Here is a 21069-nt window from a genome sequence, read left to right as displayed (position 1 = left end):
CTCAATGAGCTTTATTGGAGTGGTGGTTTTGATTGCACTGGCGGTGCTGTTGTCCAGTAACCGCCGGGCGATCAAGTTGCAGACCGTAGCCGGGGCATTCGCATTGCAGGCAGGCCTGGGGGCCTTCGCCCTCTATGTGCCGTGGGGCCAGGCAACCCTGACGGCTATCAGCGATTCAGTAGCCCTGCTGCAAGATTATGGCAACGAAGGCATCAGTTTTGTGTTCGGGCCATTGGCAGGCAGCCAGATGAGCGAAGTGTTTGGCAGCCAGGGTTTTGTATTTGCGATCAAGGTGCTGCCGTTGATTGTGTTCTTCAGCAGCTTTATCGCCATCCTTTACTACCTGGGCGTCATGGGTGTGGTGATCCGCGTGATCGGCGGCGGGTTGCAGCGGGTACTGGGCACCAGCCGTACCGAGTCGATGTCCGCCACGGCGAACATATTTGTCAGCCAGTCTGAAGCGCCCATTGTGGTGCGCCCGTTTCTGGAGGGCATGACCCGCTCGGAACTGTTCGCGGTGATGGTCGGCGGCATGGCTTCGGTCGCAGGTTCGGTGCTGATCGGCTACGCCAGCCTCGGCGTGGAGCTTAAATACCTGATTGCCGCCAGCTTTATGGCCGCCCCCGGCGGCTTGCTGATGGCCAAGCTGATGGAGCCGCAAACCGCTGTACCGCGCGACAGCTTCAGCGATATCGAAATCTACCCCGACGACAAACCGGCCAATGTCATCGACGCCGCCGCACTGGGGGTCAGTAACGGCCTGCAACTGGCCCTCAATGTGGGCGCAATGCTGCTGGCCTTTATTGCCCTGATTGCCCTGCTTAACGGCATCCTGGGCTGGGTGGGCAACTGGTTCGGCTTTGCCCACCTGAGCCTGCAACTGATCCTGGGGCATGTGTTCGCGCCGCTGGCTTTTGTCCTCGGTGTGCCGTGGAGTGAAGCGATGGTGGCAGGCAGTTTTATCGGCGAAAAACTGGTGCTCAACGAGTTCGTCGCCTACGTCGATTTCGCGGCCTATCTTGACCCGGTACAAGCCGCCGCCAAAGGCATCCAGGTGCTGTCGGGGCCCACCCAGGTGATCGTCACTTTTGCCCTGTGCGGTTTTGCCAACCTGTCGTCGATCGGCATCCTGCTCGGCAGCCTGGGCGTCATGGCGCCCTCCCGGCGTCAGGATATCGCCCGCCTGGGCCTGCGCGCCGTGATCGCCGGCACCCTGTCCAACCTGATGAGTGCTGCGTTGGCAGGGGTGTTTATTTCCCTGTGAACCCAATCCCGTCTTGAGCCACTCACAGCACAGGCTGGCTCCCACCATCAAAAAAACGGTATCCCGGATAAGCACCTATGATTATTTTGCGTAACCCGCTGTTGATCGCCCTTGGCGCCCTGTTTTTGAGCGCCTGCACCCACCACACCGAACCTCAGGCCGCACGCGTCTCGCTGATGACCTGGAACGTCGAAAACCTCTTCGACACCGAGCACGATGCCGGCAAGGAAGACTTTGCCTACCTGCCCCTGAGCGTGAAACGCGCCCACCCGGAGTACCTGGCCAGCTGCGCAAAAATCCAAGTCCGGGCGTGGCGCAAGGAATGTGAAGAAAACGACTGGACCCAGGCCTTGCTCGATGAAAAGCTCAAGCGCCTGAGCGCAGTGATCAAACAGATCGACCAGGGCCGCGGCCCGGACATCCTGATGCTCAATGAAGTCGAGAACATCGCGGTGATCGAACAGCTCAACGCGCGCCTTGAACAGTCCGGCTACCAGACCCGCGTACTGATCGAGGGCCAGGACGAACGCGGTATCGACACCGCCGTGCTCAGCCGCCTGGCGCAATGGGACAGTGCCCGCCTGCACACTGTGCCTTACCAGGCGCTGGGCAATGACGACCCGGCGCGGGTCAGCAAAACCCGGGGCATTCTCGAAGTACGCCTGCTGTTGCCCGACGGTCAGAAGGCGGCGATTTTTTCCCTGCACCTGCCCTCCGGCGGCGCCCCGGGCTACCTGCGCCAGCAGGCCGTGGCCTACCTGGCCCAACTCAAGCGCGAGCTGCCCGCCGATGTACTGCCCATAGTCGGCGGCGATTTCAATATCAATGCCGGCGAAGAACAACAGCACGGCTATATCGCCAAAGACCTGGCCAGCACCTGGGCGGTCTCCCAGTTCATCGGCTGCCAGGGTTGCAAGGGCAGTTACTACTACCACAGCAAACGCGAGTGGTCGTTTTTTGACATGCTTCTGTTCCCGCCGCAAATGACCCGCGCCAGCGGTTTCAACGGCTGGCAGGTCGACCCGCAGAGCATTCGCCTGGTCCATCAGAGCCCGTACCAGGTCAACCGCTGGGGCTCGCCGGCGCGCTTTGATGGCGGTCGTCACAGCGAAGGCGTTTCAGACCACTGGCCGTTGTATGCCGAGATATTTCGCAGCGGCAATTGATCTATGCTCACTGTCTGCCTCGCACCTCATCGCCTTAAGTCTGGAACCCGATGACCAACCCCAAAGTAAAGATCCGCCGCAAGAACATAGAGAAAATCCTGCTGGCGGCCGAGAAGGTGTTCGCCGAGCAGGGCTATGCCGGAACCAAGATGGCCGATATCGCCCAGCAGGCGCAGTTGCCGCGCTCCAACCTGCATTATTACTTTTCCACCAAGGACGAGCTGTACCGCGAAGTATTGGTCAACCTGCTGGACACCTGGGAACTGGAAGGCGCGTGTTTCGAGAATTTCGACGACCCGCGGGTGGTACTCACCAGCTACATCATGGAAAAGATGAACCATTCACGCACCCGCCCCCACGGTTCCAAACTGTGGGCCAACGAAATCATGCGCGGTGCGCCGCTGTTCCAGGACATGCTCGACGAGCACATGGCCAAGGGCGCCAAACTCATGGAGCTGAAAATACGCCAGTGGGTGGACGACAAGCGTATCAACCCGGTCGAGCCCTCGGCGCTGCTGTACATGATCTGGGCTTCGACCCAGCACTATGCCGACTTTGACTATCAGGTCTGCGCCCTCAACGGCCATCAGCCGCTGTCCGACCAGCAGTTTCATCAGGCGACACAGACCATTACCGCCGTGATACTGCGCGGTGTGGGGCTGAGCCTGTAAACACTCTGCTGGCGGTCAAAGGTTCTTTGTAGCAGCTGACTCGCGGAGCGAGGCTGCGTCCGGCTGCGTAGCGGCCGTGAAGCCCGGGTGTCGGGCCCAACTGGCACACCGCATGCGTCTGGTTTTACGACTGCTGCGCAGCCGGACGCAGCCTCGTACTACTCGTCAACTGCTACAGGTGCAAGCGTAATCCGGGTGTGAATTCGGTAGCCGCAGCCGCAGCCGCTCGCAGCCTCGCACGGCTCGTCAGCGACTACAAACTACAAAGGTCCGGTTTTGGTGGTCAGCGCTGCATGCCCCAACGCTTGACCGTGACCCGCTCCAGGGTATCGAACACCAGGTTCTCCACCAGCAGGCCGATCAGGATCACCACCGCCAGACCGGCAAATACCTTGTCGGTGTACAGCTCGTTGCGGTTCTGGAAAATGTACCAGCCCAGGCCACCCTTGCCGCTGGTGGCACCAAATACCAGTTCGGCTGCGATCAGCGTGCGCCAGGCAAAGGCCCAGCCGATTTTCAGGCCCGCCAGTATCGAGGGCAGCGCCGCCGGAACAAGGATAAACAGCACAAAGCGAATCCCCTTCAACCCGTAATTGCGCCCGGCCATACGCAGGGTTTCCGATACCCCGAGAAATCCCGCATAGGTGTTCAGCGCCAGGGCCCAGAGCACCGAATGCACCAGCACGAAGATCAGGCTGTTCTGCCCCAGGCCGAACCACAACAGTGCCAGCGGCAACAGGGCAATGGCCGGCAGCGGGTTGAACATCGAGGTCAAGGTACTCAGCAGATCACGGCCCAGCTGGGTGGAAACCGCCAGCGTCGTCAGGGCAAATGCCAGCACGATGCCGATCAGGTAGCCCTTGAGCAGCACCACCAGGGAAATCCCCACCTTGCTCAGCAATTCACCGCTGATCAGGCCGTCATACAGCGCACTGGCGGTTTGCAGAAACGTTGGCAGCAGCAAGTCGTTGTTCTGGTAGCGGGCCACCAGCTCCCACAGCACTGCCAGCACGATCAGGATCAGGCTCTTGCGCAACCAGCCCTGCTGCCACAGGCGCTGGCCCAAGGGCAGTTCACGCTCAAGCGGCACGCTCAGCAAAGGCTCCAGGACCACTTCATATTCCTGGCGTACAGATGATGATTGGCTCATCGGGCAATCCTCCACGGCTCAATAAGCGATACGGATATCGGCGAAGTTCAACGGTTGTTCGCCGCTGCCGGCGTCAGGCTCATCGAACAGCAAGCGATGAATGCGCTGCGCCGTGTGCTGAAATTGCGCACCGCCAAGGCTGTGCAGGTTGTATTGATGGCTGTTGATCTCGGCCCGCACGCGCCCCGGATGCGGCGACAGCAGCAGGATACGGTTGCCGACCACCAGCGCCTCTTCGATGGAGTGAGTGACAAACAGCAAGGTAAAGCGCACCTCCTCCCAGAGCAGCAGCAGTTCTTCCTGCATCTTGCGCCGGGTCAGGGCATCGAGGGCGGCAAAGGGTTCGTCCATCAACAGGATTTTCGGCTGCATGGCCAGGGCCCGGGCAATGGCCACGCGGGCCTTCATGCCACCGGACAAGGTGTGCGGGTAAGCATCGGCAAACGCGGCCAGGCCGACCTTGTCCAGATAATGCAGGGCCCGTTCCTCGGCCTCGCGCCGTGGCAGGGTTTTCGACGCCAGTAGCGGGAACATCACGTTTTGCTTGACGGTTTTCCAGGGCGGCAGCTGGTCGAACTCCTGGAACACCACCATGCGGTCCGGCCCCGGCGCCGTCACAGACTGGCCTTGCAGACGGATCTGCCCTTCGCAGGGAGCATGAAAACCGGCCACGGCCTTGAGTAAAGTCGACTTGCCGCACCCCGAAGGACCCAGCAGGATAAAGCGGTCGGCCGGATCGATTTCAAAACTGACCTGATGAGTCGCCCGCACCACACGCTGGGGCGTGCGGTACTCAAGACTGACCTGGTCGACCGACAACAGGGCTGGCCCTGTTGCGCTCAAGTGGCTGGCCGTGTGGCCTTGCACGCAGGCATTCATGATTATCAGCTCCCCTGCAGCGGTTTTGCGTCCTGGAAGAAGTAATCCTTCCAGGAATCAGGTTTGTTTTTGATTGCCCCCACGCGGTACAAGAATTCGGCCAGCGGGTAGGTGTTTTTCGGCGTCACACTGAACTCGTACTGCGGGTTGTCGATGATTTTCAGCAGCTCGGCGCGGTCGATATTGGCCTTGGTCACGCGGATATAAGTGTCCGCGGCGGCGCCCTTGTCGTTCTGGGCAAACTCGGCGGCTTCAGCCAGGGCCTCGACAAAAGCCTTGTAGGTTTTCGGGTTGTCGTTGCGGAATTTCTCGGTGGCAAACAGCACCGTTGGCGAGTTGGGGCCGAGCAAGTCGTAGGTGTTGAGCACCACATGCACGTTGGGGTTTTTCAGCGCCTGATCCTGGAACGGCGGGTTGGAAAAATGCCCGCTCAGCTCCGTGCCACCGGCGATCAGGGCAGCGGTGGCATCCGGATGCGGGACGGCGATGGTGTATTTGTCCAGGCGGTTGAAGTCCTTGTCGCCCCACTGTTTGGCAGCCGCGTATTGCAGAAAGCGCGACTGCACTGAAACGCCCACGGCCGGTACCGCGATACGGTCTTTTTCGGTGAAGTCGGCGATGGTCTTGACCTGCGGGTTATTGCTCAGCAGGTAGTACGGAAAGTTGCCGAGCGAGGCCACGGCCTTGACGTTCTGCTTGCCGTGGGTGCGGTCCCAGATGGTCAGCAGGGGGCCAACCCCGGCGCCGGCAATATCGATGGAACCGGACAACAAGGCATCATTGACTGCAGCACCGCCGGACAACTGGGTCCAGTCGACCTTGATATCGATGCCCTCCTCCTTGCCGTGTTTTTCAATCAGGTTCTGATCGCGCACCACGTTGAGCAACAGGTAAACAATGCCGAACTGCTCGGCAATCCGGATTTCACCTTCGGCCCGGGCGACATTCGGCGCCACAAGGCTGCCGGCAAGCAGGCTGATACTCAGGCCCAGACTTGCGGCCACGGTTTTGAACGATGCGGGCATGGCAATGCTCCTTGAAATGAGTCAATCAGTAAGGCGCGTTGCCCTGGATGGTGGTGCGATAGAGCTTGCGGCGCAGATGGGCTGGGCATCCGGCGGCCAGATGAATCAGCGAGCGGTTGTCCCAGAACACCAGGTCATGGGGCTGCCACTGATGGCGATAGATGTTCTGCTCCAGCACGCTGTGGGCGTAAAGCTCGGCCAGTAACTGGCGGCTCTCGTCTTCGGGCAGGCCGATGATGCGAGTGGTAAAGCCCTCACTGACAAACAGCGCCTTGCGGCCGTTTTCCGGGTGGGTACGCACCACCGGGTGTACCACCTCGTTGACCTGCGCCAGTTGCTCCGGGGTCAGGGTCGGGCGCCAGTTGCCTTCGAATTTTGTTTCGCTGTAACGGGCCGTATACGAATGCGCGGCCGAGCGCCCTTCAACCGCCTTGCGCAAGGTGTGCGGCAAGCCATCCCACGCTTTGTGCATATCGGCAAACAGGGTATCGCCGCCCTCGGCGGGCAGTTCCTGGGCATGCAGCATCGAGCCCAGGCTTGGCAGTTCTTTATAAGACAGGTCCGAGTGCCAGAATTTACCCGCATCGCCCAGGCCGATGGACTGACCGTTCTCAATGATGTTGGAGACGATAAGAATTTCCGGGTGACCCGTCAGTAGAAACTGCTTGAGCACATGGATCTGCAAGATGCCGAAGCGGCGGCTGAAGTCGATCTGCTGCTGCGGGGTAATGTGCTGGTCGCGAAAGACCACCACATGATGTTCCAGATGAGCGCGATGGATACGCGCAAAGTCCTGGTCACTGACCGGCAGCGCCAGATCCAGACCGATGATCTCGGCTCCCACGGCGCCGTTGAACGGGCGGATGTCGAAGGCTTGAGGGGCGATGCTCAGGGCAATCGCAGAGGCAGACGGTGCAGACATAAATCACTCCCACGCAGGGCACGCCCAATGGCGCGCTGATCGATCAGAAACTCACGGAGGCTCCGTGCTGGTTCATTTCGTGCGGCGCGTCGATTGGTCGACCTGTACGCAGGGGTATGACTTTATAGATATAAGAAATTAAATTTAAATACTTTTATTGCATAAGCATATGAGCGCTTGCCCGGCTTTTTTCCGCCGCGCCATTAAAGAGCCAGCGCAACCTGCCGATGGCCTGTAAGACAACGAGTCTAAAGGACGCATCGACATGGTTGGCAGCATCAATCCCCTGGCATCGAGCCTGAACATTCAGAGCACGCCCGCCGCCACGGCCAGCAAGACGACGGACAGTACTGCCGTAAGTGATGCTGGCGCGACGGCCACCGAACAGGTCAAGCCGCGGGCAGCGCGAGACGCCAATGCAGCGCCGCCGGCTGACACGGATGACGACAGCTCGGACACGGTCAAGCAGATTAAAAAGCAGATCGCGCAGTTGCAAAAGCAGCTGCAGCAGCAGATGCAGGCGCTGCAGAGTATTCAGGCCAGTGACCAGAACGAGGCCAGCAAGGCTGCAGCCGTAGCCGGAGCACAGGCCCAAGTGACGGCGACGGCAGCAGCGTTGCAGGCGGCGACGGCCGCCTTGCTGCAAGCATTGACGGCCCAGGGCAGCGGCAGCTCGGGATCTATGGTCAGCACGTCGGCATGAAGGGTGACAGGTAATCCCGGAAGAGATCCGGTATTACAATCGAGTGGCTACAAAGCAACGCCAAACTCTTGTGGTTGCGGGCTTGCCCGCGATGGTATCGCTGCGGTGTACCTGCCAGACCGTGTTGTCTGCATCGCAGGCAAGCCAGCTCCCACAGATTATGCATGGCCAGCAGAATTCACGGCTTGCAGGATCATTGTGGGAGCGGGCTTGCTCGCGATGGTATCGCTGTGGTGTTCTGGCCAGACCGCGTCGCCAGCATCGCAGGCAAGCCAGCTCCCACAGGTTTTGCATGGCCAGCAGAATTCACGGCTTGCAGGATCACTGTGGGAGCGGGCTTGCCCGCGATGGCATCGCCGCGCAATACCTGACAGACCGCGTCGCTTGCATCGCAGGCAAGCCAGCTCCCACAGGTTATGCAAGGCCTGCAGAGTTCACGGCTTGCAGGATCATTGTGGGAGCGGGCTTGCCCGCGATGGTATCGCTGCGGTGTACCTGCCAGACCGTGTTGTCTGCATCGCAGGCAAACCAGCTCCCACAGGTTATGCATGGCCAGCAGAATTCACGGCTTGCAGGATCATTGTGGGAGCGGGCTTGCTCGCGATGATATCGCTGCGGTGTACCTGCCAGACCGCGTCGCCTGCATCGCAGGCAAGCCAGCTCCCACAGGTTATGCAAGGCCAGCAGAATTCGAGGCTTGCCAGAATCCCTTGTGGGAGCGGGCTTGCCCGCGATGGTATCGCTGCGGTGTACCTGCCAGACCGTGTTGTCTGCATCGCAGGCAAGCCAGCTCCCACAGGTGATGCATGGCCAGCAGAATTCGCGGCTTGCCAGAATCCCTTGTGGGAGCGGGCTTGCCCGCGATAGCAGCGCTGCGGTGTACCTGCCAGACCGTGTTGTCTGCATCGCAGGCAAGCCAGCTCCCACAGGTTATGCATGGCCAGCAGAATTCACGGCTTGCAGGATCATTGTGGGAGCGGGCTTGCTCGCGATGATATCGCTGCGGTGTACCTGACAGACCGCGCCGCCTGCATCGCAGGCAAGCCAGCTCCCACAGGTTATGCAAGGCCAGCAGAATTCACGGCTTGCAGGATCATTGTGGGAGCGGGCTTGCCCGCGATGGTATCGCTGCGGTGTACCTGCCAGACCGTGTTGTCTGCGTCGCAGGCAAGCCAGCTCCCACCAGCGATGGGGTGCGCTCACCCTTTGGGGCCTCATGGTGGGCTTCAGCGGCTAGCGTTTTTGCGCAACCTTACAAACGAACAACCCAACACAAAATTTACCCTTTCACCCTTCCTGCACATTTTGCTGTTATCCTCAGCCCCTCTTTGGGGAGTAGCTGGCCGTCATGCAAGTGGCGGCGCTCTGGTCAACATTCTCGGCAACCTGCCGTGGCCACAGCATCCATCTGGATTTGCGAGACCAACGTCATACCTGTGCTGAAGTCGGGCGCGCAGTGCTATGTCGTTGTCTCAAGCCCGGCTGGATGACTGAATTGAACCCAATTGCCCTGATTCTCCTGGCATTCGCCATGTCCACCGACGCTTTTGCCGCCGCCATCGGCAAAGGCTCAAGCCTGCACAAACCCCGTTTCAGCGAAGCCCTGCGCACCGGCCTGATCTTCGGTGTGATCGAAGCCATCACCCCCGTGATCGGCTGGGCCATCGGCCAGGCAGCCAGCAGTTACGTTACCCAATGGGACCACTGGATCGCCTTCACCCTGCTGCTGGGCCTGGGCCTGTACATGATCTACAACGGGGTAAAACCTGATGGAGACGAACCCGAGGACAAACCCTCGCAACACTCGTTCTGGATTCTCGTGGTCACCGCCGTGGCGACCAGCATCGACGCACTGGCGGTAGGCGTCGGTCTGGCCTTTGTCGACGTCAATATCTTCGTCGCCGCAGCCGCCATCGGCCTGGCGACCATGACCATGGTGGTCATCGGCACCATGCTGGGTCGCGCGCTGGGTAGCCTGGTCGGCAAGCGCGCCGAGATTGTCGGAGGGGTGGTGCTGATGATCGTGGGGGCCACGATCCTGTATGAGCACCTGAACGCTGCATGATACGGCCGGGGGTCTGGCCCTGCGCCAGCCCCCCGTTTTATTCAATCCGGCGAACCGCTGCGGTTGAGCCGCTGCATGGTCCAGGCAAACCACGCCAGGGCCAGCCCTGCCAGCGTGCCCCCCACCAGACCGATCCATGCAAAGCCCAGGTGGCTGCCCACCGTGCTGCCCAGCAGCGCTCCACCACCGATGCCGATATTGTAAATACCGGAAAACATCGCCATTGCTACATCGGTCGCATCAGGGGCCAGCGTCAGCACCCGGGATTGCATCGCCAGCCCGAATGCCATGATCGCAATCCCCCAGACAATGCTCAGCGCCCCCAGGGTGCCAATCCAGCTACTGGCCGGCAGCAACAGCAACAGGCACAGTGCAAGCAGGCCTACCGCCGTCAGCAGGAAAGCCAGCGGGCCGTACTTGTGAAACCAGCTGAAGCACAACGAACCGATAATCCCTGCACCGCCGAACAACAGCAGGACCACGGTCACCGTGCTGCCGCTCATGCCCGCCACGTTTTGCACAAAGGGTTCTATATAGCTGTAAGCAGTGAATTGCGCAGTAATGACCAGCGCAGTCAGCACATACACCGCCACCAGCGCGGGGCGTTTGAACAGCACCGGCAGGCTTCTGAGCGAGCCCGAATTCTGGCTCGGCAACAACGGCAAGGTGCGCACCAGCCATAGCACCAGCAGCACCGCCAAACCGGCAATCACCAGGAAGGTAGTACGCCAGCCCATCGCCTCCCCGAGCAAACGCCCCAGGGGCACCCCCATCACCATCGCCAGCGAAGTACCGGTGGCCAGCAGGCCCAGCGCCTGAACCTGCTTGCCCTCCGGCGCCAGCCGCACTGCCAGCGAGGCGGTAATCGACCAGAACAGGGCGTGGGACAACGCTACCCCAATGCGGCTAACCAACAGGACGCCAAAGCTGTTCGCCAGGCTCGATAACACATGGCTGGCGATAAACAGCCCGAACAACACCAGCAGCAACTTGCGCCGTTCGACGTTGCGCGTCACCAGCATGATCGGCAGGGAAGCCAGCGACACCACCCACGCATAAATGGTGAGCATCAACCCGACCTTGGCCGTGGTCATGTCAAAGCTGGCACCGATGGCGCTGAGCAGCCCCACTGGCACGAACTCGGTGGTATTGAACACAAACGCGGCCAGTGCCAGCGCGATAACCGGCTGCCAGTTGGTCTGGGAGGTAGAAGTGGGGTTGGTCATTTAAGGGGGGCGCTACTCGCTATCGGTAATCTGACAGGTTCATGACCGGGGGTTTCGAGCCAGAACCACATGGGTCTGTAGTTTATAGCCTTCTCGCGGGGCCGGTGGTGAACATCAGGCAATTTTCTGTACGGGTTTGTTTAGAACAGGCCCACCTCAGGATTCAAAGGTTTGCATCCTGAGTCTGCCGGGTTGTCTGTTATTAAGGTTCGACGCAAAACAATAATCGAACCTCAAGGAAGACCCCATGTCATCCCCCCAACCCGCTCAGGCCAAGGTCGTTTTCGGCCTGTTCTGCCTTGCCAGCTACCTGTTGTCACTGGCCTACGGCATCACGTTTTTATTGGCCATGCAGCTCAGCGCTCACGGCGGCACTGAATCGGATGCGGGTACGATCATCTCGGCGGCCATGCTCAGTACCTTTGTTGCGGTGGTTTTTGCCGGGCACCTGACTGACCGTTTTGGTGCGCCCCGCACCATCGCCGCCGGTGCGCTGCTGCTGGCTGCGGCCTGCCTGGGGTTCGCCTGCGTGCCAGGCTATGGCGCGGCGGTGCTGGCCTTCGGTTTGCTGCTGGGGTTGGGCTGGGGGGTGTTTTACACCCTGGGGCCAATTGTCGTGGCCCTGCTGGTGGAGCCCATGCAACGGGTCAAGTACTTCGCCTTGCTGTCGGGCAGCATGATGACCGGGATCGGCACAGGCCCTTTGCTCGGTCGTGTAGCACAGGGGTTGGGTTATCCGCTGGCGGCGGCATTTGCGGTGGCGGCCGGCGCCAGCTTGCTGGGTGGCCTGCTGTTCTTGTTGCTTGGCCCGAAGATCAAGGGTCAGGGGCCGGTCACGGTGTGCAAGATCACGCCCCGGGCCGCCGCGCTGGTACTGCGCTCCAAAGCGGTCTTTGCCATTGTGATGGTCGGGCTGGGCGGCGCAATCTTCGGGGGGCTGTCGAGCTTCCAGACCTCGTATGCCGCACTTAACCAGCTGGATTATTCCTTATTTTTCCTGGGTTTTATGAGTGCAGCCATCTCCTGCCGCTTGCTGGTCGCAGGGTTTATCGTCAAACGCGATCCGTATCTGATGTCGTGCCTGCTGACGGCCCTGATCGTGGTGTCGGTGCTGATGCTGATGTTTTTCGTCAGCAGCGCTCTCACCTATCTGCTGGCTGCGGTGGTGCTTGGGGTCGGCTATGGCCTGACCTATTCGGTGATCAACGGGCTGGCCGCCAACGAAGCGCCCACTGGCTACACACCACAGGCACTGGTGCTGTTCAGCATGGGGTATTTTGTCGGGGTATTCGGTTTTCCGTGGCTGGCCGGGCGGGTGATTGTCAGCTACGGGATGACTGCATCGCTGTGGATCATACTGCTGATCGCCCTGGGCAACTGGGCGATCACCCTGGGGCGGCTGGTGTGGCGGCGCAGCCGGGGTTTGGCCGGGGCGTGTCCGGTGTCGTCAGGTTCGGGCGCTGTTTAACGGCAATACCGTCACGCCTTCAACACGAGCCCGCCGCCTGCGCAGAGGCCTGGGCTCACTCAATATCCCCCAACGGGATAATCTGCGCACTGCCATGTCGCACTCCGCGTTCGGCCATCACCTGACGCGTGAGTTGCGTGACCTCCCCCACCGACCCCTTGAGCACCGAGACTTCCATGCACTTGCCCTCGTCCAGATGCACATGCAACGTCGACAGGGTCAGGTCATGGTGCTCATGAAACGCCGTGTTAAGGCGCTTGGACAGCTCCCGGGTGCCATGCTCATACACATAACTCAGGGTCGCAACACAAGCACTGGTGGGGTTGCCCTGCTCCGGCTCCAGCAGCCCGGCGCGCAATAAATCTCGTATGGCCTCCGAACGCCCCTGGTAGCCGTGGCTGCCTACCCGCTCATCAATCGCTGCCAACAAGGCATCGTCCAGCGAAATAGTGACCCGTTGCATCTGATTGGCCTCGCAGTTATGAACTTTTGACATAGACTTCATACCCGACATCTGATGAGGCTAACCGCCATCAATTGAGGGAGACGCAGTGTGAAGCAGTCACGGACTAAAAAACAGCTGGCCTTGTGGATGATTGGCGCCTGCCTGAGCACAGGTATTTCCACGGCCCGGGCCGCCGAGCCGGCCCCCACACTTACCTACTCCTGGCCGACCAACGCCGGCCCGCTCGACCCTCGTGGCTACTCGCCCAACCAGATGTATGCCCAGGCGATGGTCTATGAACCCCTGGTGCGCTACACCGCCCAAGGCACCCTGGAACCCTGGCTCGCCACGCAATGGCAAGTGTCGCCCGACGGCAAGACCTACACCTTTACCCTGCGCGACGGTGTGACCTTCAGTGATGGCAGCCCCTTCAACGCCAGCGCCGCCAAGGCCAACCTTGACGCGGTGCTGGCCAACAGCAAGCGTCACCAGTGGATGGAACTGGTGGCCACCCTGCAAAGCGTCGAGGCACCGGACGAACACACCCTGGTGCTCACCCTCAAACACCCTTATTACCCGACCCTGATGGAACTGGCGCAGGTGCGTCCGCTGCGCTTTGCCGCGCCCGACGCCAAGCCCGGCGTACCGGTGGGTACCGGCCCCTGGGTACTGACGCAAACCCGCCGTGGCGAGTTCGACCGTTTCGAGCGCAACGCGCACTACTGGGGCGCCAAACCGGGCTACGGTTCGGTACTGGTGAAAGTCATCTCCGACCCGGACAGCCGCGCCATTGCCCTGCAAACCGGCGAGATTGACCTGATCCAGGGTGCCGACGGCGAAATCTCCCCCGGCACCTTTGTGCGCCTGCGCGATTCGGGCTTCAAGACTGCCATTTCCGCACCGCTGGCCACCCGTACGGTGGCGATGAACACCGCTCTGGCACCGACCAATGAACTGGCCGTGCGCCAGGCGATCAACCAGGCCGTGGACAAGGACACCATCATCGCCAGGGTGCTGCACGGCCAGGAGCCGCGCGCCGATGCGCTGTTCGCCAGCAACATGCCGTATGCCGATCTGGGCCTCAAGGCCCTGCCCTATGACCCTGAACAGGCGAAAAAAACCCTCGAAGCGGCGGGCTGGAAAGTCCCTGCAGGCAAACGCATTCGCGAAAAAGACGGCCAGCCGCTAAGCACCGAACTGGTGTTCCTGGGCCCCAGTGCCCTGCAAAAAAACCTCGCCGAAATCATTCAGGGCGAACTGGCCAAGGTCGGTATCGAGGTCAAGTTACGCGCCGAAGAGGACGGTGCCCTGGTGCAACGCCAGCGCGAGGGCAAGTTCGGCATGATCTTCGCCGACACCTGGGGCGCGCCGTATGACCCGCACTCGTTTGTCAGCTCCATGCGTTACGCCGGCCACGCCGACTACATGGCCCAGCGCGGCCTGCCGATGAAGGACGCCATCGACCGGAAAATCGCCGAGGTACTGGGCGAAACCGATGAGGGCAAACGGGCCGACGATTACCGCGACATTCTCACTACCCTGCACGATCAGGCGGTGTACCTGCCGATTTCCCACCTCACGGCCATCAGCGTCAACGGCAAGAGCGTCGACAACGTGCAGTTCGGCAGCACGCTGTTTGACGTGCCGTTTGAAGTCATGCACCCAACCACCGGGAAGCCATAAACCATGCTGCGCTATATCATCCTGCGGCTTGTGCTGCTGATCCCGGTGTTGCTGGGGGTGTCATTGATCGTCTTTGTGCTGCTGCACCTGGGCAACGGCGACCCGGCCCTGGACTATCTGCGCCTGTCGCAGATCCCGCCCACCGACGCCGCGCTGGCCGAGGCGCGCCATGCCCTGGGCCTGGACCGGCCGCTGCCCGAGCAATACCTCACCTGGCTGTGGAATGCCCTGCATCTGGACTTCGGCATGTCCTATATCACCGGGCGCCCGGTGCTCGATGACATCCTTTATTACCTGCCCGCAACCCTGCAACTGGGCGGGCTGGCGTTACTCACCACGCTGGTGATGAGCATTCCCCTGGGCCTGGCGGCGGCCCGCTGGAAAGGTCGCTGGCCCGATCAGGTGGTGCGTTTCATCACCTTTATCGGCGTATCGATGCCCAATTTCTGGCTGGCTTTTTTACTGATAGCGCTGTTCTCGCTGTGGTTGGGCTGGCTGCCACCGATGGGCCGTGGCGGCCCGCAGCATCTGCTGATGCCGGTGCTGGCGATTGCCCTGATGTCGATGTCGATCAACGCCCGCCTGCTGCGCGCCAGCCTGCTGGATGTGCGTGAGCATCGGCATGTGTTCTACGCCCGGGCGCGTGGTCTGAATGAAAAGCGCGTATGGCGTGACCATATCCTGCGCAATGCCTGGATGCCGCTGGTGACCGCCACCGGCATGCATATCGGCGAGTTGCTCGGTGGCGCGCTGGTGATCGAAACCATCTTCGCCTGGCCCGGCGTGGGGCGCTTTGCGGTCAGCGCGGTGCTCAACCGCGACTTCCCGGTCATGCAATGCTTCACCCTGCTGCTGACCACCCTGCTGGTGCTGTGCAATCTGGTGGTGGACATCTGCTACGCCTGGCTCGATCCGCGCACACGTTTCTCGGGGGTGATGGCATGAGCACCGTGGCTGCTGTTTACACCGGCAAAAAAAACGGGGCGCGCATCGGTTATGCGCTGGTCGCCCTGCTGCTGTTGATGGCGCTGTTCGGCCCCTGGCTGGCGCCTTACGACGCCACTCTGGTGAATCTCGACGAACGCCTGCTGCCCGCCAGTGCCAGCCACTGGCTGGGCACCGACCACCTGGGTCGCGACGTACTATCGCGGCTGATCGTCGGCACGCAACTGTCCCTGGGCAGCGTGGTGCTGGTGCTGGGCCTGGTGTTGGTACTGGGCGTGGTGATTGGCGGTATCGCCGGGATTGTCGGGGGCAAGGTCGACATGTTCCTGATGCGTCTGTGCGACATGTTCCTGACCTTCCCCACCCTGGTGCTGGCGTTCTTTCTGATCGCCTTGCTGGGTACCGGCCTGACCAACGTGATCATCGCCATCGCCCTGTCCCATTGGGCCTGGTATGCACGCATGGTGCGCGGCATGGTCCTGGCCCAGCGCAACCGTGACTATGTGCTGGCGTCGCGACTGGCCGGTGCCTCGCGCCTGACCCGGCTGCGCCAGCATGTGATGCCCAACGTCGTCGGGCAGCTGCTGGTGCTGGCGTCGATGGACATTGGCCACATGATGCTGCATGTCTCGGGCTTATCCTTTCTGGGCCTGGGCGTCAGCCCGCCGACCCCCGAATGGGGGGTGATGATCAACGATGCCAAGGAATTTATCTGGACCCAGCCGCAACTGCTGCTGTGGCCGGGGCTGATGATTTTTATCTCGGTCATGGCCTTCAACCTGCTGGGCGACGCCTTGCGCGACCGCCTGGACCCCAGCGTACTGGCGGAGATCAAGGAATGAAGCAGACATTGGTGATTCGCGGCCTGACCCTCAAACACCGGCAACGCACCCTGGTCGACCGCGTCGACTTGACCCTCAAGGCCGGTCAGGTGCATGCCCTGGTCGGGGCCAGCGGTTCAGGCAAGTCGCTGACCAGCCTGGGCATCCTCGACCTGCTGCCCCCCGGCGTACACAGCACTGGCGCCAGCCTGCTGCTGGACGGCCAGCCGGTGGCTGCTGCGCAATTGCGCGGGCGCCAGGTGGCGCTGGTGCTGCAAAACCCGCGCAGCGCCTTCAACCCGGTGCGCTCCCTGCGCCAGCACGCCCTCGAAACCCTCCAGGCCCGTGGCCTGCAAGGGGTCGAGGCCGAGCAACTGATCCAGGCCACGTTGCATGAAGTGGGCCTGCACGATGACCAGCGGGTACTGGACTCATTTGCCTTTCAATTGAGCGGCGGCATGCTGCAACGCATGATGATCGCCCTGGCCCTGCTCGCCGACAGCCGCTTCTTGCTGGCCGACGAACCCACCAGCGATCTGGATGTGGTTGCCCAGGCGCGCTTTCTCGACCTGCTGCAGCGGCTGGTGGAGCAGCGCAACCTTGGCGTGCTGTTGATCACCCATGACATGGGCGTGGTGGCACGCTGCGCCGATCAGGTCAGCGTCATGGCCCACGGCCGTATCGTCGAACAGGCCGATGTGCACCAACTGTTCAATGCCCCGCAAAGCCAGGAAGCGCGCACGCTGCTGGCGGCGCACCACTCATTGACAATGGAGAGCTGCGCGCCATGAGTTTTATTCAAGTACGTGACCTTGAGCACGGCTACAGCGCCGGCGGACTGTTCAGCAAACGGCATCGGGTGCAGGTGCTGAGCGGCTTGAACCTGGACCTGCACGAAGGCCAAAGCCTTGGCCTGCTGGGAGGCAGCGGCAGCGGCAAAAGCACCCTGGCGCGCCTGCTGATGGGCCTGGAAAACGCCGACCGGGGCAGCATTGTGTTCAAGGGTCAGCCGCCGTTTTTGCAGCGCGTGCAGATGGTCTTTCAGGATGCGCTCAGCGCCTTCAACCCCCAGCGCAGCATTGGCTGGAGCATTGCCGAGCCTTTACGCCATCTTTCGGACATGGACGCCGCGGCGTGCAGGGCCCGGGTTGAGCAGTTGCTCCAGCAAGTCCAGCTTGAGGCCCGTGACATCGACAAGCTCCCGGCACAACTGAGCGGCGGGCAATTGCAGCGCGCCGGCATTGCCCGGGCCATGGCGATCGGCCCGCAGTTGATCATCCTCGACGAAGCCCTGTCCAACCTGGACCGGGTGCTGCAAGTGCAGATTCTGGATTTACTGGCGCTGGTACGGCGCGAGTCGGGCACCGGCTTTTTGCTGATCACCCATGACCTGAGCCTGGTGCAGCGGTTTTGCCAGCGGGTGGTGGTATTGGCAGAGGGCAAGCTGGTGGAAGACCTGCCGGTCACGGCGCAGATGCGCTTTACCCACCCCGCTGCGCGGACCTTGCAGGAGGCGGTGTTGCCGGCGATGCCGAGGGCAAAAGGAGTTCGTTGTGAGGCAATGAGCCTTTAGCATTCGCGTCGTATGGACAAGCCAAGCGTTTGAAGCAGGGATAATCCCTTGTGGGAGCAGGCTTGCCCGCGATGGCAGCACTTCGCTCATCCAGATGGAACGAGGTGCCTGCATCGCGGGCAAGCCCGGCTCCCACAGAGAAAATATGCCTGTCGCAAATCCTGCATTCAAACAGGTCGGCCGGGCGGCCGCTTCGCGTCCGATCGCAGCCTCGCTGCGCTCCTCAGCGACTACTGAAGATAAAAGTCACGGCCTGCCAGTTGCACCCATTCAATGTTCATCTCGGTTGCCTGCACGGAGGGATGAGCCGAGTATGGTGCGCGGCACCGCGCCAACAAATGACTTCGATGGGCTAACACCCAGTGGGTAGTGAGATGAATCTGAGCTTGCAGGATGTGGCCTGGCATGACGCGATGGGCCGCGTGATCGAAACCCTCGACCGCCCCAATTTCTGGACTGCGCTGGTGCGTCTGCTGGGCCGCTATGTGCCCGTGGACAACTGGGTGGTGCTGATCTACAGCGCCGGCAAGCCGCAGGTACTGGCCGAGTCCCCCGGTGCAGACGGTGGCATGGATTCGTTGTTCCAGGACTACCTCAAGGGCCTGTACCTGCTCGACCCGTTCTATATTGCCAACCGCGAAGCACCACAGAGCGGGTTAGTCCGCCTGCAGGACGTGGCCCCGGAATGCTTTGAACAGACCGACTACTATCAGCGCTATTTCCGCCTCAATATCGTCACCGACGAAGTGCATATCAATGTGCAACTCGATAGCCAACGCACCCTGAGCCTGTCCCTGGGCAGCCAGTGCCGCTTCAGCCTGGAACAGGGCGCGTTGCTGGGGTTGGTACGGCCCTGGGTAGCAGCACTGATGCGCCAGCGCCTGATGTTTGAACGCGACCCCGGGGAGGCACCGGAGCAGCCTGGCAACTGGCAAAGCCACCTTGAAGCGGCTGCCGAGCAGTTGACCACGCCGCTGACCGCACGGGAAATGGAAGTCGCCCTGCTGCTGCTAAGTGGTTGTTCGAACAAGGAAATCGCCCGCAAACTGGTGATTTCGGCCGAGACCGTCAAGGTCCATCGCAAGCACATGTACGGCAAGTTGGGAATCAAGTCACAGTCCGAACTGTTCTCGTTGTTTTTACAGGCGCAGGAGTAAAAACAACCTACCGTCGCACGTCCTTGCAGTGTAAGTTTGGAAATGTTTTGTTTCATTTACTTCATTTTTCAACTCAATGACCTGTACAGGAATGCCCTGCAAAATGGACTTTTCACTTAAGCAACTGGCCGCTGCAACCCTGATGATGGCCAGCCTTGCTGCGTTCAGCAGCTCTGCCCACGCCACCATCACCCCGCAACAGAGCGCGGTCATCCTCAAGACCTTCAGCGACAGCAAGGTCACTGACTTCCGGCAGTTTCTGGGGGCTTTGGGCAAGAGCGAGCTGGCACAAAAAGATAACCTTGGCCCGACCATCAGCGCCTTTATCGACAACAAGGCATTGACCGCAGAGCAGCAGAACGAAATCTATCGTCTGCTGGGCCTGTATACCCGTCTCAAATATGGCAAGGCAGCCACTGAAACCCTGCGCGAACTGGTGGCCATCCCGACGGTAAACCTGGACGACGTGCCCCAGTACGAAAACCCGCAGTTCCTCAAGATCGCCGACAAGATCAAGGACCTCGCCAAGGCCTTCAACCTGAACTTTCGCAATATCGACAACCGCGTCTATGAAGTCTCCCTCGAAGGCAGTGGCGATGAAGTGGTCGGTATTCACGCCCACGCCGACGTCGTGCCGGTAACCGCGGAAAACTGGGTACTCAAGGACGGCACCAAGCTCGACCCGTTCAAGGTCACGCTGATCGGCGACCGCATGTACGGGCGCGGTACCGAAGATGACAAGAACGGCATCGTGGTGGCGATGTACGCCATGAAAGTCATCAAGGAAGAACAACTGCCACTGGCCAGGAACTTCAAGTTGCTGATCGACACCACCGAAGAAACCAGCGGTGATGCCATCCCTTATTACTTCGAGCACAACCCGGTGCCCAATTACAACCTGGCGCTGGATGGCGGTTACCCGGTGGTGATCGCCGAGAAAGGCTACGGCACCGTTATGGCCAGCTTTGCCCGGCGGCCCGGTGCTGGCCAGGGTGCAGAAATCGTTTCGCTGACCGGCGGCATGGCCACTAACCAGATCCCGTCGACCTCGGTCGCCACCCTGCTCACCGCCCAGCCTGCTGAACTGGCGGCCAGCCTGAACAAGGCCGGGGCTGAATATGCCAAGCGCAATGGCGGTGATTTCGAGATCAATGCCAAGGTGGTGGGCAAGGATGTAGTGCTGACCGTGACCGGTGTTTCGGCTCACTCCTCGGAGCCCGAGTCGGGGGTCAACCCGGTGGCGCGGATGCTCGATTTTATCAGCAGCGTTGACGGCCAGATTGCCCTCAAGCACAACCACATTACCGACGCTGCGCACTATGCGGCCGACAACTGGGGCCTGGACTACAAGGGTGGCAAGCTGGGGGTCGGTTTTGCCGATGAGTTCATGGGGCCGCTGACCACTTCGCTGACGTTTGTAGGGCTGGACGACAAGGCGCTCAAGCTGGCGGTGAATTTGCGCGTGCCCAAGGGCAAGTCGCCTGAATCACTGAAAGCGCAGATTGCCGAAAAGCTGGCGGCCTGGAGCAAGAGCAAGCAGGTGCCGGTGACCTTCGACTACACCATTGCCGAGCCGATGTACCGCAACCCCGAGGGTGAGTGGGTCAAGGCGTTGCTGGCGGTGGCCAGTGAAAACCTGGGCATGGAACACACGTTCGGTACTTCGGCGGGTGCAACCTCGGTGCATGAACTGCCCAACGGTGTGCAATTTGGCCTGGCCATGCCCAATGTGAAATACACCGGGCATACGGACAATGAGTTCAAGACGGTCGAGCAGTTTATGCTGGACCTGCAGATCGTTACCGAGATGATGGCCCGGGTGGGGCAGTTGCCGAAACTCTGACAGGTACAGGACCGCGTAGTCGCTGCCGAGGAACGAAGGCTGCGAGCTTTTTGTTCGAGTCGC

19 protein-coding genes and 1 riboswitch are annotated in these 21069 nt (G+C 60.9%); of the genes, 13 read left to right on the top strand and 6 right to left on the bottom strand.

What is annotated here, in order from left to right; translation table 11 throughout:
- Positions 1-4 precede the first annotated feature (4 nt).
- From BFC21_RS03750 to BFC21_RS03740, 3 genes are all read left to right on the top strand, one after another.
- A complete protein-coding gene (locus tag BFC21_RS03750; RefSeq protein ID WP_088377254.1) occupies positions 5-1264 on the top strand; it encodes a NupC/NupG family nucleoside CNT transporter in 1260 nt (419 codons plus the stop codon).
- Between the two features lie 77 nt (positions 1265-1341).
- Positions 1342-2430, top strand: coding sequence for an endonuclease/exonuclease/phosphatase family protein (locus BFC21_RS03745; protein ID WP_088377253.1), 1089 nt, complete (start codon positions 1342-1344; stop codon positions 2428-2430).
- A 50-nt stretch (positions 2431-2480) separates the two neighbouring features.
- The gene (locus BFC21_RS03740; RefSeq protein WP_088377252.1) at positions 2481-3101 is read left to right on the top strand and encodes a TetR/AcrR family transcriptional regulator; all 621 of its coding nucleotides are present in this window, start codon (positions 2481-2483) and stop codon (positions 3099-3101) included.
- A 283-nt stretch (positions 3102-3384) separates the two neighbouring features.
- Here the strand turns inward: BFC21_RS03740 and BFC21_RS03735 are convergent, their stop codons facing one another.
- The 4 genes from BFC21_RS03735 to BFC21_RS03720 are packed head-to-tail and all read right to left on the bottom strand — an operon-like array spanning position 3385 to position 7077.
- Entirely contained in the window at positions 3385-4251 is an 867-nt protein-coding gene (locus BFC21_RS03735; protein WP_086796764.1) for an ABC transporter permease, read from the bottom strand.
- A gap of 18 nt (positions 4252-4269) precedes the next feature.
- Positions 4270-5130 (bottom strand): ABC transporter ATP-binding protein, encoded by an 861-nt coding sequence (locus BFC21_RS03730; RefSeq protein WP_120265704.1) that lies wholly within the window; start codon positions 5128-5130, stop codon positions 4270-4272.
- 5 nt (positions 5131-5135) lie between these two features.
- A complete protein-coding gene (locus BFC21_RS03725) occupies positions 5136-6155 on the bottom strand; it encodes an ABC transporter substrate-binding protein (protein WP_016780706.1) in 1020 nt (339 codons plus the stop codon).
- 25 nt (positions 6156-6180) lie between these two features.
- Positions 6181-7077, bottom strand: coding sequence for a TauD/TfdA family dioxygenase (locus BFC21_RS03720; RefSeq protein WP_088377250.1), 897 nt, complete (start codon positions 7075-7077; stop codon positions 6181-6183).
- Positions 7078-7342: 265 nt separating this feature from the next.
- Here BFC21_RS03720 and BFC21_RS03715 point away from each other — a divergent pair, with 265 nt between their 5' ends.
- Entirely contained in the window at positions 7343-7780 is a 438-nt protein-coding gene (locus tag BFC21_RS03715) for a hypothetical protein (RefSeq protein ID WP_088377249.1), read from the top strand.
- A gap of 1318 nt (positions 7781-9098) precedes the next feature.
- Positions 9099-9269: riboswitch (yybP-ykoY riboswitch) on the top strand.
- A gap of 6 nt (positions 9270-9275) precedes the next feature.
- Positions 9276-9845 (top strand): manganese efflux pump MntP, encoded by a 570-nt coding sequence (gene mntP, locus BFC21_RS03685; RefSeq protein ID WP_088377248.1) that lies wholly within the window; start codon positions 9276-9278, stop codon positions 9843-9845.
- 41 nt (positions 9846-9886) lie between these two features.
- Here mntP and BFC21_RS03680 read toward each other — a convergent pair whose 3' ends face one another.
- The gene (locus BFC21_RS03680) at positions 9887-11071 is read right to left on the bottom strand and encodes a sugar transporter (protein WP_095005572.1); all 1185 of its coding nucleotides are present in this window, start codon (positions 11069-11071) and stop codon (positions 9887-9889) included.
- A 247-nt stretch (positions 11072-11318) separates the two neighbouring features.
- Here BFC21_RS03680 and BFC21_RS03675 point away from each other — a divergent pair, with 247 nt between their 5' ends.
- Entirely contained in the window at positions 11319-12539 is a 1221-nt protein-coding gene (locus BFC21_RS03675) for an MFS transporter (RefSeq protein WP_088377246.1), read from the top strand.
- A gap of 55 nt (positions 12540-12594) precedes the next feature.
- On the opposite strand, the gene nikR is transcribed toward BFC21_RS03675, so the two are convergent.
- Positions 12595-13002, bottom strand: a complete 408-nt coding sequence (gene nikR, locus BFC21_RS03670) for a nickel-responsive transcriptional regulator NikR (RefSeq protein ID WP_088379465.1) — start codon at positions 13000-13002, stop codon at positions 12595-12597.
- A gap of 90 nt (positions 13003-13092) precedes the next feature.
- Here nikR and nikA point away from each other — a divergent pair, with 90 nt between their 5' ends.
- The 7 genes from nikA to BFC21_RS03630 all read left to right on the top strand — a co-directional run bounded on the left by nikA (position 13093) and on the right by BFC21_RS03630 (position 21006).
- A complete protein-coding gene (gene nikA, locus BFC21_RS03665) occupies positions 13093-14667 on the top strand; it encodes a nickel ABC transporter substrate-binding protein (RefSeq protein WP_120265701.1) in 1575 nt (524 codons plus the stop codon).
- A 3-nt stretch (positions 14668-14670) separates the two neighbouring features.
- On the top strand, positions 14671-15612 hold the full coding sequence (gene nikB / locus BFC21_RS03660) for a nickel ABC transporter permease subunit NikB (RefSeq protein ID WP_088377244.1): 942 nt from the start codon (positions 14671-14673) through the stop codon (positions 15610-15612).
- Complete coding sequence (gene nikC, locus BFC21_RS03655) at positions 15609-16454, top strand: nickel ABC transporter permease subunit NikC (protein WP_016780697.1); 846 nt, start codon at positions 15609-15611, stop codon at positions 16452-16454. The genes nikB and nikC overlap by 4 nt, the downstream gene beginning before the upstream one ends.
- A complete protein-coding gene (locus BFC21_RS03650) occupies positions 16451-17224 on the top strand; it encodes an ATP-binding cassette domain-containing protein (protein WP_120265700.1) in 774 nt (257 codons plus the stop codon). Before nikC ends, BFC21_RS03650 begins: the two co-directional genes overlap by 4 nt.
- The gene (locus BFC21_RS03645; RefSeq protein ID WP_120265699.1) at positions 17221-18006 is read left to right on the top strand and encodes an ATP-binding cassette domain-containing protein; all 786 of its coding nucleotides are present in this window, start codon (positions 17221-17223) and stop codon (positions 18004-18006) included. Before BFC21_RS03650 ends, BFC21_RS03645 begins: the two co-directional genes overlap by 4 nt.
- A gap of 374 nt (positions 18007-18380) precedes the next feature.
- Complete coding sequence (locus BFC21_RS03635) at positions 18381-19163, top strand: helix-turn-helix transcriptional regulator (RefSeq protein ID WP_088377241.1); 783 nt, start codon at positions 18381-18383, stop codon at positions 19161-19163.
- Between the two features lie 103 nt (positions 19164-19266).
- Positions 19267-21006 carry a dipeptidase gene (locus tag BFC21_RS03630; RefSeq protein WP_120265697.1) on the top strand — a complete coding sequence of 580 codons (1740 nt, stop codon included), beginning with the start codon at positions 19267-19269 and terminating at the stop codon, positions 21004-21006.
- The last annotated feature ends 63 nt before the right edge of the window (positions 21007-21069 follow it).

This window comes from Pseudomonas sp. TMW 2.1634 (assembly GCF_001703595.1).
In the GTDB taxonomy this organism is placed as follows: Bacteria; Pseudomonadota; Gammaproteobacteria; order Pseudomonadales; family Pseudomonadaceae; genus Aquipseudomonas; species Aquipseudomonas fragi.
This window is presented reverse-complemented; position numbering and strand designations above follow the sequence as displayed.

What these genes read in the sequence shown, in the direction of transcription:
- BFC21_RS03730 (WP_120265704.1), bottom strand. Translation starts at nt 5,130, where the DNA reads ATGAATGCCTGCGTGCAAGGCCACACGGCCAGCCACTTGAGCGCAACA.
- BFC21_RS03725 (WP_016780706.1), bottom strand. Translation starts at nt 6,155, where the DNA reads ATGCCCGCATCGTTCAAAACCGTGGCCGCAAGTCTGGGCCTGAGTATC.
- nikC (WP_016780697.1), top strand. Translation starts at nt 15,609, where the DNA reads ATGAGCACCGTGGCTGCTGTTTACACCGGCAAAAAAAACGGGGCGCGC.
- nikB (WP_088377244.1), top strand. Translation starts at nt 14,671, where the DNA reads ATGCTGCGCTATATCATCCTGCGGCTTGTGCTGCTGATCCCGGTGTTG.
- BFC21_RS03635 (WP_088377241.1), top strand. Translation starts at nt 18,381, where the DNA reads ATGAATCTGAGCTTGCAGGATGTGGCCTGGCATGACGCGATGGGCCGC.
- BFC21_RS03680 (WP_095005572.1), bottom strand. Translation starts at nt 11,071, where the DNA reads ATGACCAACCCCACTTCTACCTCCCAGACCAACTGGCAGCCGGTTATC.
- BFC21_RS03715 (WP_088377249.1), top strand. Translation starts at nt 7,343, where the DNA reads ATGGTTGGCAGCATCAATCCCCTGGCATCGAGCCTGAACATTCAGAGC.
- BFC21_RS03740 (WP_088377252.1), top strand. Translation starts at nt 2,481, where the DNA reads ATGACCAACCCCAAAGTAAAGATCCGCCGCAAGAACATAGAGAAAATC.
- BFC21_RS03750 (WP_088377254.1), top strand. Translation starts at nt 5, where the DNA reads ATGAGCTTTATTGGAGTGGTGGTTTTGATTGCACTGGCGGTGCTGTTG.
- nikR (WP_088379465.1), bottom strand. Translation starts at nt 13,002, where the DNA reads ATGCAACGGGTCACTATTTCGCTGGACGATGCCTTGTTGGCAGCGATT.
- BFC21_RS03645 (WP_120265699.1), top strand. Translation starts at nt 17,221, where the DNA reads ATGAGTTTTATTCAAGTACGTGACCTTGAGCACGGCTACAGCGCCGGC.
- BFC21_RS03675 (WP_088377246.1), top strand. Translation starts at nt 11,319, where the DNA reads ATGTCATCCCCCCAACCCGCTCAGGCCAAGGTCGTTTTCGGCCTGTTC.
- BFC21_RS03720 (WP_088377250.1), bottom strand. Translation starts at nt 7,077, where the DNA reads ATGTCTGCACCGTCTGCCTCTGCGATTGCCCTGAGCATCGCCCCTCAA.
- BFC21_RS03735 (WP_086796764.1), bottom strand. Translation starts at nt 4,251, where the DNA reads ATGAGCCAATCATCATCTGTACGCCAGGAATATGAAGTGGTCCTGGAG.
- BFC21_RS03630 (WP_120265697.1), top strand. Translation starts at nt 19,267, where the DNA reads ATGGACTTTTCACTTAAGCAACTGGCCGCTGCAACCCTGATGATGGCC.
- BFC21_RS03745 (WP_088377253.1), top strand. Translation starts at nt 1,342, where the DNA reads ATGATTATTTTGCGTAACCCGCTGTTGATCGCCCTTGGCGCCCTGTTT.
- BFC21_RS03650 (WP_120265700.1), top strand. Translation starts at nt 16,451, where the DNA reads ATGAAGCAGACATTGGTGATTCGCGGCCTGACCCTCAAACACCGGCAA.